General features: G+C 64.4%; 13 protein-coding genes and 2 pseudogenes. 10 read left to right on the top strand and 5 right to left on the bottom strand.

Going from position 1 to position 16,908, the window contains the following annotated elements; all coding sequences use genetic code 11:
* Positions 1-166 precede the first annotated feature (166 nt).
* The 3 genes and pseudogenes from ACVWW1_RS19375 to ACVWW1_RS19365 all read left to right on the top strand — a co-directional run bounded on the left by ACVWW1_RS19375 (position 167) and on the right by ACVWW1_RS19365 (position 3,532).
* Positions 167-598 carry a hypothetical protein gene (locus ACVWW1_RS19375; RefSeq protein WP_176532956.1) on the top strand — a complete coding sequence of 144 codons (432 nt, stop codon included), beginning with the start codon at positions 167-169 and terminating at the stop codon, positions 596-598.
* 313 nt (positions 599-911) lie between these two features.
* Positions 912-2,493 (top strand): annotated as a pseudogene (locus tag ACVWW1_RS19370) (alkaline phosphatase D family protein).
* A gap of 220 nt (positions 2,494-2,713) precedes the next feature.
* Positions 2,714-3,532 (top strand): aldo/keto reductase, encoded by an 819-nt coding sequence (locus ACVWW1_RS19365; protein ID WP_456657071.1) that lies wholly within the window; start codon positions 2,714-2,716, stop codon positions 3,530-3,532.
* Between the two features lie 92 nt (positions 3,533-3,624).
* Here ACVWW1_RS19365 and ACVWW1_RS19360 read toward each other — a convergent pair whose 3' ends face one another.
* Complete coding sequence (locus ACVWW1_RS19360) at positions 3,625-3,843, bottom strand: hypothetical protein (protein WP_456657070.1); 219 nt, start codon at positions 3,841-3,843, stop codon at positions 3,625-3,627.
* Between the two features lie 161 nt (positions 3,844-4,004).
* On the opposite strand from ACVWW1_RS19360, the gene ACVWW1_RS19355 reads away from it, so the two are divergent.
* From ACVWW1_RS19355 to hpaD, 3 genes are read left to right on the top strand one after another with little or no spacing between them, the layout of a single operon-like run.
* The gene (locus tag ACVWW1_RS19355; protein WP_456657069.1) at positions 4,005-5,285 is read left to right on the top strand and encodes an amidohydrolase family protein; all 1,281 of its coding nucleotides are present in this window, start codon (positions 4,005-4,007) and stop codon (positions 5,283-5,285) included.
* A gap of 27 nt (positions 5,286-5,312) precedes the next feature.
* Entirely contained in the window at positions 5,313-5,648 is a 336-nt protein-coding gene (locus ACVWW1_RS19350) for a helix-turn-helix domain-containing protein (RefSeq protein WP_456657068.1), read from the top strand.
* Positions 5,649-5,671: 23 nt separating this feature from the next.
* Complete coding sequence (gene hpaD / locus ACVWW1_RS19345) at positions 5,672-6,526, top strand: 3,4-dihydroxyphenylacetate 2,3-dioxygenase (protein WP_456657067.1); 855 nt, start codon at positions 5,672-5,674, stop codon at positions 6,524-6,526.
* Between the two features lie 18 nt (positions 6,527-6,544).
* Here hpaD and ACVWW1_RS19340 read toward each other — a convergent pair whose 3' ends face one another.
* Positions 6,545-7,783, bottom strand: a complete 1,239-nt coding sequence (locus ACVWW1_RS19340) for an aminotransferase-like domain-containing protein (RefSeq protein ID WP_456657066.1) — start codon at positions 7,781-7,783, stop codon at positions 6,545-6,547.
* 60 nt (positions 7,784-7,843) lie between these two features.
* Positions 7,844-8,386, bottom strand: coding sequence for a DUF3124 domain-containing protein (locus tag ACVWW1_RS19335; protein WP_456660613.1), 543 nt, complete (start codon positions 8,384-8,386; stop codon positions 7,844-7,846).
* 59 nt (positions 8,387-8,445) lie between these two features.
* On the opposite strand from ACVWW1_RS19335, the gene ACVWW1_RS19330 reads away from it, so the two are divergent.
* The 4 genes and pseudogenes from ACVWW1_RS19330 (at position 8,446) to ACVWW1_RS19315 (ending at position 13,972) form a co-directional block, all read left to right on the top strand.
* Complete coding sequence (locus tag ACVWW1_RS19330) at positions 8,446-10,191, top strand: cation:proton antiporter domain-containing protein (RefSeq protein WP_456657065.1); 1,746 nt, start codon at positions 8,446-8,448, stop codon at positions 10,189-10,191.
* Positions 10,192-10,436: 245 nt separating this feature from the next.
* Positions 10,437-11,513 (top strand): 3,4-dihydroxy-2-butanone-4-phosphate synthase, encoded by a 1,077-nt coding sequence (gene ribB / locus ACVWW1_RS19325; RefSeq protein WP_207835872.1) that lies wholly within the window; start codon positions 10,437-10,439, stop codon positions 11,511-11,513.
* Between the two features lie 191 nt (positions 11,514-11,704).
* A pseudogene (locus tag ACVWW1_RS19320) lies at positions 11,705-12,920 on the top strand (acyl-CoA dehydrogenase).
* Positions 12,921-13,054: 134 nt separating this feature from the next.
* Entirely contained in the window at positions 13,055-13,972 is a 918-nt protein-coding gene (locus tag ACVWW1_RS19315; protein ID WP_456657064.1) for an MBL fold metallo-hydrolase, read from the top strand.
* A 148-nt stretch (positions 13,973-14,120) separates the two neighbouring features.
* Here ACVWW1_RS19315 and ACVWW1_RS19310 read toward each other — a convergent pair whose 3' ends face one another.
* On the bottom strand, positions 14,121-14,978 hold the full coding sequence (locus tag ACVWW1_RS19310) for a DUF1499 domain-containing protein (RefSeq protein ID WP_456657063.1): 858 nt from the start codon (positions 14,976-14,978) through the stop codon (positions 14,121-14,123).
* 273 nt (positions 14,979-15,251) lie between these two features.
* On the bottom strand, positions 15,252-16,880 hold the full coding sequence (locus ACVWW1_RS19305) for a fatty-acid--CoA ligase (protein ID WP_456657062.1): 1,629 nt from the start codon (positions 16,878-16,880) through the stop codon (positions 15,252-15,254).
* Positions 16,881-16,908: the final 28 nt, after the last annotated feature.

Genomic DNA, 16,908 nt, shown 5'->3' with positions numbered 1-16,908 from the left:
AGCCCCGTTCCGATACCGTTGGAACGGCGCTCGAGGCGGCGGCAGCGGAACTTTCCACGGCCGCCTTGGTTGACCGGTAACCCTGCCCGCGAGACGCGGCTGGATTCGCGCGGCCGGGTCCCTACATGATGGCTGTTCTGTTCGAGTGATTTCAGGAGGCCCTTTGATGGTCCTGAAAAATGCTTTTGTTGCAACTGTTTGCACCGCGTACCTGGCGTTGGGTGGCGTGGCGTTTGCTGATGACTATCGACCAAGCGAGTTCTTCAGCCTCGATCTCTCGCGGGCCGTGCTCTCGCCGAAGCCGCTTGGCCCGCCGGCGCAGTTCGAGCCGGTTCCGGTCGAGGCGAAGACCGACCATGGCCCGGATCAGCACGCCAGTGTCGAACCGAAGGTCGAACAGCCGAAAGTCGAGCCGCAGAAGGCCGTGCGGACGACCAGGGTGTCGGCACCGCATGAACCCAAGCGCGCAGTGGCGCACGTCCCCGCCCGCGCCAAGCTCGCGCGGCGCCATTCGAACCCGCTCGATGCGGAAGCCCGCGACACCAGGATCCAGACCTGGCCGTGCCGCACCGGCGGCATCTGCAACTGGCAGCGGTGAGTGCGAATCGGCGGTCTCACGCCGGCTTGCGCGCGCGTTCGCACCAATACCAAATCCGTCATCCTGAGGAGGCCGCGAAGCGGCCGTCTCGAAGGATGAATCGGCCGCGCTCTCGCAGCCGGGCCGTGCATCCTTCGTCGCTCCGCTCGCGCCTCAGGATGACGGATCAACTTTGAGTGCCGCCATTCCAAAAGCCATCATCCCCCGAGTCATCCCGCCGTCGCAAAACCGTCGGCGCAGAGTCAAGAAACCGTAAGGGCGGAGTCAAACAGCGCAGGCAAAACCTTCGTTGCGATTCGACGAAGGTTATTCGATGCCGACAGCGATCTCCGCGAGGGGGCGAGGCCTCACAAGGCGTCAGCTTCTGGTGCGCTCGGCATCGACGGCCGCGCTGGCAGGATTGGGCTCGCTGGCAAGGCCCTATCTGAGCCGCGCCGCGGATCGGGCCGCGATCGCGGGCATCCAGTCCGGGCGACGTCGCCAGCGATTCCGCAGTGATCTGGGCCCGTGCCGACCGCGCCGCGCGCATGCATATCGAATGCGCCACGGTGGAAAGCTTCGCCACTATCCTGCGCACCGCGTCCGCCGATGCACTGCCTGAGCGCGAGTTCACCGCCAAGCTGCTGCTCGACGGCCTGCCGCCGGGCCAGGACCTATTTTACCGTATCCGCTTCGAGGATCGCGACGGCGTCGCCGGCGAAAGCCGCATTGGGCATTTCCGCACCGCGCCGGTCGACCGCCGCTCGGTCTCGTTCGTCTGGTCCGGCGACGTCGTGGGGCAGGGCTGGGGCATCGACCCCGCGCGCGGCGGCCTGCGCAGCTATCGCACCATGCTGAACGAGCGCCCGGATTTCTTCATCCATTCCGGCGATCACATCTATGCGGATTGCACGGTGCCGGCGGAACAGACGCTGCCCAACGGCGAGATCTGGCACAACATCGTCACCGAGGAGAAATCGGTCGTCGCCCACAGCCTCGAGGAGTTTCGTGGCAACTACAAATACAACTGGCTCGACGACAACTTCCGTGCCTTCCACGCCGAGGTGCCGATGTTCGCGCAATGGGACGACCATGAGGTCGCCGACGACTGGTCGCCAATCGGCACCGCTGATGCAACCGGCTACGATACGGACGGCATCTCGCGCCTGGTGGCGCGGGCGCGCCGCGCCTTCCACGAATTCATGCCGATGCGGGTGATGCCGGAGCGCGACGGCCGGGTCTATCGCAAGATCGCCTATGGGCCGCTGCTCGACGTCTTCATCATCGATATGCGCTCCTATCGCGATTCCAGCTGGAACAAGCAGGGCGACGCGGACCAGGCGTTCATCCTTGGTCAGGATCAGCTCGCCTGGCTGAAGCGGGAGCTGGTGGCGTCGGATGCCGACTGGAAGGTGGTCGCCGCGGATCTGCCGATCGGCCTCGTCAGCCTGGATGCCGTCGCGCTCGGCGACGGCCCGCCTGAGCGGCGCGAGCACGAGATCGCCGATCTCCTGTCCTTCATGAAGCGCGCCGGCATCCGCAACACGGTGTGGCTCACCGCCGACATGCACTACACCGCTGCGCATCATTATGATCCGAACCGCGCCGTGTTTCAGGAGTTCGAGCCGTTCTGGGAATTCGTCTCCGGCCCGCTGCATGCCGGCACCTGGTCGCCAGGCGAGCTCGACAACACCTTCGGCCCCAAAGCGATGTACCAGAAGGGGTGCTCGGCCGAGCAGGGCGACAATCTCGCGCCGTGCTTCGGCCTGCAATTCTTCGGCCGCGTCGACATCGACGGCAGGACCGGCGTGATGAAAGTGACCCTGAAGGACGTCGACAACCACGATCTCTGGTCGGTCGACATCGAGCCGCGGCCGGATGCGCGGCCCGGCCAGATCATGGCGCAGCACATCTAGAACCCATAGCGTTTTCGAGCGAAGTGGGGTTCCGGTTCGCGTGAGGAAAACGCGTCAAGCGAGGATTCGTCGCGACATCTTGATTTGCGGGTGCCTTGCCCGAAGGGCCGGTTTGCGGGCAGACTGCGTGTTGGTAGTTCTGCCAATTTCATTCCCACTAGACGATTTGCTGGCGTGACGTCGTCGATGACATCGGCGTCCCACGCGTCAGGAGCTATCCATGGACAGTCTGCAGACACAGGGCATCAGCCTGCCGCAGCTCGGGCTCGGCACCTTCCGCATGCAGGGCGATGACTGCCGCGCGGCGGTCGAGAGCGCGCTCGGGCTCGGTTACCGCCATATCGACACCGCCGAGATGTACGGCAATGAGGAAGCGATCGGGGCCGCAATCGCAGACGCGAAGGTCGCGCGCAAGGACCTGCATGTGACCACCAAGGTCTGGCATGAGAATTTGGCGCCGGACGCGATCCGGAAAGCGTTCGACGCGAGCCTGAAGAAGCTGCGCCTCGATCACGTCGACCTTTATCTGGTGCACTGGCCGTCGCGGAACATGAAGCTGCCCGCGGTCTTCGAGACGCTGATGAAGCTGAAGCAGGAGGGCCGCACCCGCGCGATCGGCGTCGCCAATTTCACCACCGCGCTGCTCAAGACCGTGGTCGAGGACATCAAGGCGCCGATCGCCTGCAACCAGATCGAGTATCACGCGATGCTGGACCAGACGCCGGTGCGGAAATATCTCGCCGCGAAATCGATCCCGCTGGTGGCTTACTGTCCGCTGGCGCAGGGCCGCTTCGCCACCGACGAGACGCTGGCGAAAATCGGCAGCAAGCATGATGCGACCGCAGCCCAGGTGGCGCTGAAATGGCTGCTCGACCAGGATGGCGTTGCGGCCATCCCGAAAGCCTCGCGCGCGGAAAGCCAAAAGGCCAATCTCGACGCGCTGAAGGTCAAGCTCGACGACGACGACCGCAAGGCGATCGCTGCGCTGCGCAAGGACATGCGCTGCGTCAATCCAGGTTTTGCGCCGGCGTGGGATTAAGCCGTCGACCTCCCGATACGATTGCTGAAAAAGAAAAATGGCTCCGCGAGGAGCCATTTTCCGTTGTGTCGGTCTCTTGGATGTGTCGGCGGTTAGTAGCGGTCGCGCCGAATTACGACCGTGCGGTCATGGTCGTGATGCCAGCCGCGATGCCAACCACGGTCATGGCGCATCTCGGCGCGCGCACCCCAGCCGCGATCCCAGTGATGGTGATGGCCGCGCTTGATCACGACGGTCTCGGCGCTCGCGATCGACGGAACGGCCACTGCAAGCATACCAATCGCCGCAAGAACAAAACCAATCTTTTTCATTTCATCCTCCTCAAATGATGCGGGGAGGAAACCGTACAGGCATCGAAACGTTCCTTCGGAATCGGCGGAGTTTTCTGAACGGTTGTTCAGGTGGTCTTGCCTAACCACTGCGTCCGACGCATCATCGCTTCATAAAAATCAATGTTCGGGGGGACGTCGCCGTGGGTGGATTTTCGCGCCGTGATTTTTTGAAAGCTACGGGATCGGCAGCAGCTGCTGCCATCGCAGGGCCGGCCGCTGCGGCGATGGGGCCGGACGACAAATTCGACCTCGTGATCAAGAGTGGCGACGTGATCGATCCTAGCCAGTCGCTGCGCGGCAAGCGCGACATCGGCATCCGCTGGGGTCTGATCGAGGCGATCGAAGACGAGATCCCGGCCGCGCGTGCCGCCAAGACCATCGACGCATCGGGCAAGCTCGTGATGCCGGGCCTCGTCGATTTGCACTGCCACGTCTATCCTTACGGCTCGGCGATCGGCATTCCCGCCGACGAGCTGGTGCAGTTCCAGGGCACCACGACGGTGGTCTCGGCCGGCGATGCCGGCGTCAACAATCTCGCGGCGCTGCGGCGCTTCATCGTGGCGCAGTCGCGGGCGCGGATCTATGCCTTCGTCCATATCGCCAACAACGGCCTGTCGGCGTTCCCGGTAGCCGAGCTCTACAACATCGACAACGCCCAGGTCGAAGCCTGCGCGATGGCGCTCGCCGAGAACCCGGACTTCCTGATCGGGGTCAAGGTGCGGATGTCGGAGAACGTCATCTTCAAGCATGGCATCGAGCCGCTGAAGCGCGGTATCCAGGCCTGCGAGATGTGCGGCTGGCCGGCGCGGATGATGGTGCATATCGGCGGTGTCGAGACCAGGGAGTTGATGTCCGACATCCTCGATTTGCTGCGGCCGGGCGATATCCTCACCCACGCCTATTCCGGCGCGCCGAACATGTCCGGCGCCTTCACCAACATCGTGCAGGACGGCAAGCTGCTGCCGGCGGCGCTCGCGGCCAAGCAACGCGGCGTGCTGTTCGACGTCGGCCATGGCGGCGGCAGCTTCGATTTCACGGTGGCCGAGATCGCGATCCCCGCCGGTTGCACGCCCGATACGATCTCGTCCGACATCCACGTCTTCTCGGGCAATTCGCCCGGCATCCCGTTCCTGCCGAATGTGATGAGCAAGTTCCTGGCGATGGGCTCCTCGCTGGATCAGGTGGTGGCGATGGCGACCTCGGTGCCGGCGCGGATCATCAACCGCACCCCGAAGATCGGCACGCTGCAGCGCGGGGCCCCCGGCGATGTCGCGATCATGGACCTCATCGAAGGCCCGGTCACCTTCGTCGACACCCGCAACAACAAGCGCGACGGCAATCTGCAGCTGAAGCCGGTGCAGACCGTGGTGAACGGCGTGCCGTTCGGCCGGCCCTATCAGGCGCCGTTTTCGGTACGATAAGCGGCAGGCCCCGCCGGTTTCCTGTCATTGATCCGCGTCAAGGACAGGAAATCTTGCTCGTCGATGATGGGCAATCATAAGGGGCACGTCGTGACTGGGAATCGTTCCTCCATAGACCGATTGACACGCTCTTCCGCGCCTCGTGGTACGTCGTTTTCCGAAAGCGACTTCCTGCGGCAACTGGGCGAGGCCATGCGCGGGGCGCGGGCTAATATCGGCATGACGCGTCGCGAACTGGCCCGCCGATCCGGCGTGTCGCAGCGCTACATTGCTCTCATCGAAGCGGGCAAGGGCAACGTCTCAATCTTGCTGCTGCTGCGCATTTTGAACGCGTTCCGCAGCGACGCCCCCAAGGCGGCCTGACCGGGAAGGGGAAGATCACGCCGATGGGTGAACTCGTTCTTGCTGCCAAGGTCAGCCACGTACCGTCCCTGATGCTGTCGGAACGCCCCGATCACCCGCTGCACGATGCGCGGGCCGGCGCGGTCGCCGCATTACATGAGCTCGGCCGGCGCGCCAGGGAACGCGGCGTGTCGACCTTCGTGGTGTTCGATACGCATTGGCTGTCCAATTTCGGCTACCACATCAACGCCAATGCCCGGCACGGCGGCTCATTCACGAGCCACGAGGCGCCGCAGATGATCAAGGATCTGCGCTACGATTGGCCGGGGAATACCGCGCTTGCGGAAGCGATTGCGAGCGAGGCGGAGAGCGATGGTCTCAATGTGATGGCGCACCGGGTCGAAAGCCTCGGTCTTGAATACGGCACCATCGTCCCGATGCACTACCTGAACCAAGATGGCTGGGCCAAGGTCGTCTCGGTTGCGTCGCCGCTGTTCACGTCGATGGAGGAGAGCCGGCTGCTCGGCGAAGCGACCCGCCGTGCGATCGCGCGGTCCGGCGAGCGGGTCGCACTGCTCGCCAGCGGATCGCTGTCGCATCGGTTATTGCCGAACAAGAAGCTTGGCCCCGACGCCTGGACATCGATCGCCAGCGAATTCAACCGCCAGGTCGATCTGCGTGTGCTCGAGCTGTGGCAGCAGCGCCGTTACCGGGAGTTCCTCGACATGCTCCCCGATTACGCCGTGCGGTGCAACGGCGAGGGCGGCATGGCCGATACCATCATGCTGTTTGCCGCGCTCGGCTGGTACGATTTTCACGGCGCGGCCGAGCAGCTCTGCGATTATTTCCCGTCGAGTGGCAGCGGCCAGGTGCATGTGGAATTTCACCTGACCGCGTGAGACGGCGAATGCGGATCGCTAGCCGCGCTTCTCCACATTGCTGCTGCGCGCCGGCACGCCGAACTCCTTGCGGCACACCTCCGCCAGCACGGCGACGCCCTCGCGGATCTGCTCGTGCGAGGGGCTGGCGAAGCAGAGGCGGAGCCGGCTGGCGGAATGCGCCTTGCTGGTCGACCATTCCGGCCCCGGATTGATCGAGACGCCGGCGGCGAGCGCCGCCTGATAGAGCTTCATGGTGTCGACATTGTCGGGCAGCTTGACCCAGAGGAAGATGCCGCCCTTGGGCGCCTCGAATTCGGCCGCGGTGCCGAACTGCTCGTTCAGCGCCTCCATCAGCGTGTCGAGCTTGGCGCGCAGGCCCTTTGTCAGCCGCGGCACGTGGGTCGCAAAATGCGGGGCGCAATATTCCGAGAGCACCATCTGCTCCAGCGCGCCGGAGCCAGCGTCGGTCTTCAGCGGCAGCATCCGCGACATGATTTCCCAGGGCGCGACGATGAAGCCGACCCGCAGCGCCGGTGCGATCGACTTCGAGAACGAGCCGATATGGATCACGCCGCCATGCTTGCTCATGGCATAGATCGCGGGCGGCCGTTCGCCGTTCCAGATCAGATCGGCATAGCAATCGTCCTCGAAGATCGGCACGCCGTACTCTTTCGATAGCTTCAGCATCTCGGCGCGACGGTCCTCGGGGAGGATCGAGCCGGTCGGGTTCTGCACGGTCGGAATGGTGTAGATGTATTTCGGCGTGATGCCGCGCCGCTTGTGATCGGCGAGCGCCGCGGCCAGCGCATCGATCCGGATGCCGTCGCCATCGAGGGGAATGCCGACCGCGTTGACGCCAAGCCGGGTCAGCCGGTTCAGCGAGCCCTGATAGGTCTCCTGCTCAATCAGCACCGTGTCACCCTTGGCGAGCATCGTGTGATTGACGAGGTCAAGCGCCTGCAGCGAGCCGGAGACGATCATGATCTCGTCCGGCGTGCAGGCAATCCCGGCATCGCGCTTCAGTTTCTCGGTGAGGAACTGGCGGAGCGCCAGATAGCCCTGCGGCCCGTGCGCGAGGTTGTAGGTCGCAAGCTTCCTGCCCTCGCGCTTCAGCACGGCATTGACCGCCTCGATCAGCCCATCGACCGGGACCTGGTCGGGATCGTTGTTGCCGCCGACGAAGCTGTATTTGGCGAGCCCGGTCCAGCGCGCGGCCGGCGCAGGCAGGCCGGCCGGAAGCAGCGGTGCAAAGTCGAACTGGGCTGAGGTGGACATGGACGTTTCGCTCCGTGTTGTTGTCGTTGAGAAGGCCCGTGGCAAGGGCCTTCCATGAAGTCAGTTCTTGCCGGTCGGCCGGATCGGGCGACCCTGGCTGATGAAGGCATAGTGCCCGGCGCCGACGCTGCCGACCATCAGGGCCTCGACCGCAGGTTCCGCGATCTCGCCGGCGGCCGCCCAATCGACCACGAAATTGGCGCCGGTGCCGCCGCGGGTATCGGTCGTCGCGATCGAGACCTCGACGGTCGCAAACGGTTTTAGCGCGATCGGCGATTTGAGGTAGCTCTCCACCATCTTGCCTGATGTGTCGAAATAGGCGATCCGCTTCAGCACCAGGGGCCTCGTCTCCGAGGCATTGTGCATGCTGAGCGTCACCGAGAAATCGGCCCTGAGCTTGCCCTGGCTCATCGACACGCTGGAATAGACCGGCACGTAGAATGCACCGGAGGCCGTGAGGCCTTCCGATGGCACCGCCGTCAGCGAGTTCGCAAAATTTTGTTCAATACTTGCCGAGGATTGTGCTAGCGCCTCGGTCATGCGCACGGTGAGCAGGCAGAGCAAAACTGCCAGAAAAATGCCGCCTGCGCGGATGTGACACATTGCTCGGTTGATCCTCACGCCCGGCCCTCTAGGTTGCGGCAACAGGAAGTCTTTGACGCATGCATGAACTCATTCGCGATATCACGCTCTGTATCCTGTTTGCCTGGGGGATTGGGCTGCTCGCCCATCTCTCCCGGCAACCGCTGATACTGGCCTACCTTATCGCCGGCTTTTTCATTGGTCCATTCGGCATGGGCTGGGTCAAGTCCCAGGAATCGATCAGCGTCATCTCCGAGCTCGGCCTGATCTTCATGCTGTTCATGATCGGGCTGGAAATCGACCTCAAGAAGATCATCCGTGCCGGCAAGGTCATCCTGTTCGCCGGCGCCGGCGAGCTGATCGGCGGCTGCCTGATCGGCGTGGCGTTCTTTGCCGGGATCGGGCTTGCGATCGGCGGCGGCAGGTTCGATGCGGTCTATCTCTGCGTCGCCTGCGCGCTGTCCTCGACCGTCATCATCGTCAAGGTGCTTTACGAGAAGCGCGAGCTGGACACGCTGCCGGGCCGCATCACGCTCGGCGTGCTGGTGCTGCAGGACATCTTCGCGATCCTGTTCCTGGCGGTGCAGCCGAGCCTGGACAATCTGCAGATCAGCGTCGTGCTGCTGTCGATCGCCCGCGTCGCGGTGCTGGTCGCGACCGCACTGGTGCTGAGCCGCTACGTGCTGCCGCGGCTGTTCCACCAGATCGCGCGCCGGCCCGAGCTGGTGCTGCTCGGCGCGCTCGCCTGGTGCTTCCTGATCGGCGAGATCGCCGAGCGGCTGCACCTGTCGCGCGAGATGGGCTCGCTGGTCGCCGGCGTCTCGATCTCGACCTTTCCCTACGCGCTCGACGTCACCGCCAAGGTCACGACGCTGCGGGATTTCTTCATCACGCTGTTCTTTGTCGCGCTCGGCATGACGATCCCGATCCCGGGCTTACAGGTGATCTGGCTTGCGCTGGTCGTCGCGGCCTTCACGGTGGCGAGCCGCCTGGTCACGACGTTCACGCCGCTCTATCTGATGAAGCAGGGCCTGCGCGCCAGCCTGCTGCCGGCGATCAATCTGGCGCAGATTTCCGAGTTCTCGCTGGTGGTGATCCAGACCGGCGTTGCCGCCAACCATATCGGGACCGAAACCGCGAATGCGGTCTCGTTCGCCTTCGTGGTGCTGGCGGTGCTCTCGACCTTCGCGATGGCCCGCAGCGATCAGATCGTGCGCGGCCTGATCGGTCCGTTGAAGCGGATCGGGCTGCGTGATCTCGACCATCGACGCGAGCGCGGCGGCGAGTCCGGACCCGAGAGTGGCCAAGAGGAGGGACATGGCGAAATCCGGCGCATCGTCATCCTCGGCTTTTTCCGTGCCGCGAGCGCGCTGATCAGCCAGATCGAGCGGCAGAACCAGTCGCTGCTCGAGCAGATCAGCGTCATCGACTTCAACCCGCTAGTGTTCCGCACGCTGACCGACCGCGGCATGCATGTGATCTATGGCGACATCAGCAATGTCGATACGCTGGTTCATGCCGGCATCGGCAAGGCCGAGATTATCATCCTGAGCGTGCCGGATTTCCTCTTGGTCGGTGCCGACAACGAGAAGCTGGTACGCCACGTCCGCGCCCTGAATCCGACCGCGAAGGTTGTTGCCACCGCCGATCTCCTGACCGGCGTCGACGACCTCTACGACGCCGGCGCTGACTACGTGACGGTGACCCGGCTCAGCGACGCCGGCGAGCTCTATTCGGTGATCGAGGCCGCCGACGCCGGCCTGCTCGACGACAAGCGCGCCGAGCTGGACGCCCAGCTCAGCGATCGGCGCGAGGTGCTGCCGTAGCGAGCTTTCCCTTACCTCCCCCATCGGGGAGAGGTCGCGCTGAAAGCGCGGGTGAGGGGGCTCAGCTCTCACGAGGGCGGCAGCCCCTCACCCGGATTGCATCTGGCGATGCAATCCGACTCCCTTTGGGAGAGGTGGAGCGTCCTGGTATGCCTGCGGGACGCATGGCGGGTTGCATAATGATACTGGCGCTGACATCGGAACCCGGCTAATCCACTGCCTGCATATAACGAGATGTCAGGACAATGGCCGATACGATCCAGGAAGTGCTGCAAGCCTTTGCGAAGGGTGAACTCGTCGTCGTCACCGACGATGATGATCGGGAAGGCGAGGGCGATTTGATCGTCGCGGCGTCGTTCTGCACGGCGGAAAAGATGGCCTTCATCATCCGTCACACCTCCGGCATCGTGTGCGCGCCGATCACCACCGAGGACGCCCGCCGGCTGCGGCTCGACCCGATGGTGGCGCATAACGAGTCCAACCACACCACTGCCTTCACCGTCTCGATCGACTACAAGCCCGATGGCGGCACCGGCATCTCCGCCGACGAACGCGCCTCCTGCTGCCGCGCGCTCGCCAATCCCAATGCCGGCGCCAACGATTTCGCGCGCCCCGGCCACATCTTCCCGCTGATCGCGCGCGACGGCGGCGTGCTGCTGCGCTCCGGCCACACCGAAGCCGCGGTCGATCTGTGCCGGCTCTCCGGCCTGCCGCCGGTCGGCGTCATCAGCGAGCTGATGAACGACGATGGAACCGTGATGAAGGGCGAGCAGGTCGCGAAATTCGCCGCCGCCCACAAGCTCAAGCATGTCACGATCGCGGACATGATCGCTTATCGCCAGGCGCGCGAGAAGCTGATCGAGCGGGTCGCGACCTTCACCATCGAAAGCCCGATCGGCCCCCTGCAGGGCTATGCCTATCGTTCGCCGTTCGACGAGATCATGCATGCCGCCTTCGTCTATAACGGCATCGGCGACGGCAAGGATGTGCTGACCCGGCTGCACAAGCCCAATATCGTGACGGACCTCTTCACCGGGCCGGCGCGGATGGAAGCCGTGTTGCGGCACTTCAAGGCTGCCGGCCGCGGCGTGCTGGTCTATCTGCGGGATGGTGCCGCCGGAGTTCCGGTCCAGCCGGTGAGCGAGCAGAAGTCGGCGGAGGCCGATCGCAACAAGCAATGGCGCGAGGTCGGCGTCGGCGCACAGATCCTGCGCGATCTCGGCATCACCTCGATCCGCCACCTGACCTCTTCGGTGCACGACTACAAGGGTTTGTCCGGTTTCGGCATCGAGATCGTGTCGAACGAGAGGCTGGAGTGCTGACCATCGTCATTCCGGCATGGTCCGAAGGACCAGACCCGGAATCTCGAGATTCCCCGGGGGCGCAATGGCGCTCCTGAGGTTCACGCTATCGCGTGCCCCGGGATGACAATGATCCCAATTCAATTGCGCTTCGCAGCATAGCGCTTTAATTTATCCGCCAATTTCCGAGAGACGATGCGAAAGGATGTTTCATGAGCGTGCGCCCCCAGGCCAAGGATAAGCCGGCTGCCGCCAGCTTCCAGTGGGATGATCCGTTCCTGCTCGACGACCAGCTCACCGAAGACGAGCGCCTGATCCGCGACACGGCGCGGGCCTATGCGCAGGACAAGCTGCTGCCGCGGGTCACCAAGGCCTATCTGGAAGAGAAGACCGATCGCGAGATATTCAACGAGATGGGCGAGCTCGGCCTGATCGGCGTGACGCTGCCGGAGGAATATGGCTGCGCCAATGCGAGCTACGTGGCCTATGGCCTGGTGGCGCGCGAGATCGAGCGCGTCGATAGCGGCTATCGCTCGATGAACTCGGTGCAGTCGTCGCTGGTGATGTATCCGATCTAGCGCCTATGGCGACGAGAACCAGCGCAAGAAATATCTCCCCAAGCTCGCGACCGGCGAATGGGTCGGCTGCTTCGGCCTGACCGAGCCGGATGCCGGTTCCGACCCCGGCGGCATGAAGACCCGTGCCGAGAAGGTGGCCGACGGCTACAAGCTCAACGGCGCCAAGATGTGGATTTCGAATGCGCCGATCGCCGACGTGTTCGTGGTGTGGGCCAAGTCGGCCGCGCATGACAACCAGATCCGCGGCTTCATCCTGGAGAAGGGCATGAAGGGCCTGTCGGCGCCGAAGATCGGCGGCAAGCTCTCGCTGCGCGCTTCGATCACCGGCGAGATCGTGCTCGACAACGTCGTGGTGCCGGAAAGCGCACTGCTGCCCAACGTCTCCGGCCTCAAGGGCCCGTTCGGCTGCCTCAACCGCGCCCGCTATGGCATCTCCTGGGGCGCGCTCGGCGCCGCCGAGGACTGCATGCACCGCGCGCGTCAGTACACGCTCGACCGCAAGCAGTTTGGCCGGCCGCTCGCCGCAACCCAGCTGGTGCAGAAGAAGCTCGCCGACATGGAGACCGAGATCGCGCTCGGCCTGCAGGCCTCGTTGCGGGTTGGCCGCCTGATGGACGAGGGCAAGATGGCGCCGGAGATGATCTCGATCGTCAAGCGCAACAATTGCGGCAAGTCGCTCGACATCGCCCGCATGGCGCGCGACATGCACGGCGGCAACGGCATCCAGATCGAGTATCACGTGATGCGTCACGCCGCGAACCTCGAGACTGTCAACACCTATGAGGGCACGCACGACGTCCACGCGCTGATCCTCGGCCGCGCGATCACCGGCATCCAGGCGTTCTCGTAAATCCCGGAGGCGTCATCCTGAGGTGCGCGCCGCTTTGGCGCGCCTCGAAGGATGACGAGAGGTGGTGCCCGACATCCTTCGAGGCTCGCAAGAGCTCGCACCTCAGGATGACGGCTCACAAGGAATCGGATCCCATGGCCGACAACGACGACATCCCGTTTAACCGCGATTTTCCGCTGAAGCCCGGCGTGGTCGAGCAGGTCCGGCCCGGCGTACGCCGTGTCCTCTGCAACAATCCGAGCCCGTTCACTTTCACCGGCACGGTCAGCTACATCGTAGGCCAGGGCAAGGTCGCGATCATCGATCCCGGTCCCGACGACGAGGCGCATGCGAAAGCGCTGCTCGATGCGGTCAAGGGCGAGACCGTGACGCATATCCTGGTCACCCATACCCATCGCGACCATTCGCCGAACACGCCGCGGATCAAGGCTGCGACCGGCGCGCCTGTCTATGCCGAGGGGCCGCACCGCGCCTCGCGCCCGCGCTTCGAGAGCGAGAAGCACAATCCGGAATCCGGCGCCGACCGCGATTTCCGGCCCGACGTCGAGGTGAAGCACGGTGACGTGATCGAGGGCAGTGGCTTCGCGCTGGAGGCGGTCGCGACCCCTGGCCACACCGCCAATCACCTGGCGTTTGCCTGGGCCGAGCGCAGCATCAATTTCGTCGGCGACCATGTGATGGGCTGGTCGACCTCGATCGTGGCGCCGCCGGACGGTTCGATGATCGACTACATGGCTTCGCTCGAGCAGCTGGGGCAGCGCCCCGAGCAGCTCTATTTCTCCGGCCACGGCCCGGAGATTCCGGAAGGCCCGCGTTACGTCCGTTTCCTGGCGCGGCATCGACGGGCGCGCGAAGCGTCGATCCTGCATCGCCTCGGCAAGGGCGAGGCCGACATCCCGACCATGGTGCGGGCGATCTATATCGGGCTCGACCCGCGCCTCGCCAATGCCGCCGGCTATTCGGTGCTGGCGCATCTGGAGGATCTGGTCGCGCGCGGCATCGTGTCGACGGATGGCGATCCCGTGATCGGCGGCACGTACCGGATGGCTTAGTTCGTCATTCCGGGGCTCGCCAACGGGTCCGCACGAAGCGCGGCCCGATGACAGGCTCCGCGAGAACCCGGAATCCATTTCACCACGGAGTCTGCGGCCCGATGGATTCCGGGCTCGCGCTACGCGCGCCCCGGAATGACGGGGGAGACTATTTCTTCACGGTCTTCGCCGGCGGCGCCTTCGGCGCGACCGGGGCCGCCTTCTTCGCCGGCTTGGCGTTTTCGTTGTCTGCGGCGGAGTTGAGGTCCTCGATCAGCTTCTTGACCCGCGCGGCGTTGCTGCCGAGATCGGTGTCGAAATAGCGCGAGGCGGAGCGGATATCGACGCGCGAGTCCTCGTCGTCGGGCGTGACCCGGATCGAGACGTCCTCGCGGAAACCCATGATCGGCGTGCGCGCCACCGCCTCGATGCGGCCGATCCGGCGCGGCGGCTGCGGCGCGCGTGCGTCGATGACGAGCCATTTGCGGCGGTTCACCAGCCGCAAGGTCATCTCATAGGCACGGTCGACCGGGGTTTCCAGCTCGACGGTTTCGATATCGGGATAGGCCGCGCGCTGCTTCTCGGCCGAATAGAGGCCGGCATAGGCGGCCGGGTTGGTGCCTTCGCCGGTGCGCAGCCGCGCCAGCGCCTCGAATTTCGGCGGGTCGATCGCGTCGGTGGTGACGTCGTAGATCCGCGGCAGCTTGCGGTACTGATAGGTCAGATAGGCCGGGTAGCCGAGGATCGCGGCGTCGATCAGGAACGCGAGCAGGATCCGGCCCATACCGCGGGTGCCGTTCTGCCAGATCGCGGCGAAGGCGGCCAGCCCGAGCAGGATCGACAGGCCGGCCAGGCCAAGCGCACCGAAGAAGGTCGCCAGTGCCGGTTTGACCTCCAGGAACCCGAACCGGACGATAATGATCGAGATCAGCACCGCGACGACGGAGAAGATGGCGAGGTTGCGTGACCAGGTGGCGAGACCGGACACGGGCTCCTGCTGGTAGGGAGCGGAAAACCTGCGCGCCATCGTCGAAAGATCTGCCGGTTGAGATGTCCTTGGGCGACCTCAGCCGCCGCCAATGATCGTGTGAGACCACGGACCTGCGGCGAATTCAAGGGATTTGGGACATTCTTATCCTCCCCTGGAGGGGGAGGATCGGTTCGCATGAAATGCGGACCGAGGTGGGGTGAAGGTTTCTCATATCGGGCGCTGCCCGAGTGGAGAGATCACCCCACCCCGCCTCACATCTCGCTTTGCTCGCTGTGAGCCGACCCTCCCCCTCCAGGGGAGGGTGAAGCGTCAAGCCGCGGCGGTCGGGAAGGTGTAATCCTTGAACTGGTCGCGCAGCGCGGTCTTCAGGATCTTGCCGGTCGCGGTGTGGGGAATGCCGTCGACGAAGGCGACGTCGTCGGGCATCCACCATTTGGCGATCTTGCCGTCCATGAATTTCAGGATGTCCTCGCGCGTGGCGCTCTCGCCCTGCTTGAGCTGCACGATCAGCAGCGGCCGCTCATCCCATTTGGGGTGATGGACGCCGATCACGGCCGCCTCCGCCACCGCCGGGTGGCCGACCGCGAGGTTCTCGAGATCGATCGAGGAAATCCATTCGCCGCCGGACTTGATCACGTCCTTGGAGCGGTCGGTGATCCGCATGTAGCCGTGCTCGTCCATCGTCGAGACGTCGCCGGTGTCGAAGAAGCCTGCGTCGTCGAGGATGTTGGCATCGACCCGGAAGTAGGCTTTCGCGATCGCGGGGCCGGAGACCTTGAGACGGCCGAAGGTCTTGCCGTCCCACGGCAGCTCCTTGCCGGCATCGTCGGTGATCTTCATCTCGACGCCGAACGGCGGATAGCCCTGGGTCTGCAGGATGTCGAGCCGCTCCTCGCCGCTGCGATCGTTGAATGGCGGCTTCAGCGTCGCCAGCGTGCCGAGCGGGCTCATCTCGGTCATGCCCCAGGCGTGGCGCACCTGGCTGCCCATGTCGAGGAACGCCTTGATCATCGAGCGCGGCATCGCCGAGCCGCCGCAGATCACCATCTGCAGATCCGGCAGCTTGACATTGTTGGCGGCCATGTATTGCAGCAGCATCAGCCACACCGTCGGGACACCCGCGGTATGGGTGACCTTCTCGGTCGACAGCAGCTCGTACACCGAGGCGCCGTCGAGCTTCGGACCCGGCATCACCAGCTTGGTGCCCATCGATGGCGCGGAGAAGGCGATGCCCCAGCTGTTGGCATGGAACAAGGGGACGACCGGAAGCATTGTGTCCGACGCGGAGGTGCCGAGCGCGTCCTTCGAGTTGGCCATCAGCGCGTGCAACACGTTGGACCGGTGCGAATAGAGGACACCCTTGGGATCGCCCGTCGTGCCGGAGGTGTAGCACATCGCCGCGGCGGTGTTCTCGTCGAAGGTCTTCCACTCGAACTTCCCGTCGGATGCCGCGATCCAGTCCTCGTAGGCGACCGCGTTCTTCAGCGTGGTCTGCGGCATGTGCGCCTTGTCGGTCAGCACCACGTAGCGCTCGACGCTCGGCAGCTGGCTGGCGATCTTCTCCAGCACCGGAACGAAGGTGAGGTCGGTGATGACGATGCGGTCCTGGGCGTGGTTGACGATCCAGGCGATTTGTTCCGGAAACAGTCGTGGATTGACCGTGTGGCAGATCGCGCCGATCCCCATGATGCCGTACCAGACTTCGAGGTGGCGCCAGGTGTTCCAGGCGATGGTGGCGACGCGGTCGCCGAGCTTGATGCCGTCGCGTTCCAGGCTCTGCGAGACCTTCAGTGCGCGGGCATGGATTTGGGCGTAGGTGGTGCGATGAATGGGGCCTTCGACCGACCGGGTCACGACTTCCTGCGTGCCGTGATATTTGGCGGCGTGCTCAATAATCTTGTGGCACAGCAGGGGCCAGTCTTGCATCAAGCCAAGCATACGCAAATCCCTCCTCGATCCTCACGCA

This window comes from Bradyrhizobium sp. JR3.5 (assembly GCF_054057015.1).
The sequence above is the reverse complement of the archived record's forward strand: the minus strand, read 5'-3'. Positions and strand labels throughout refer to the sequence as shown.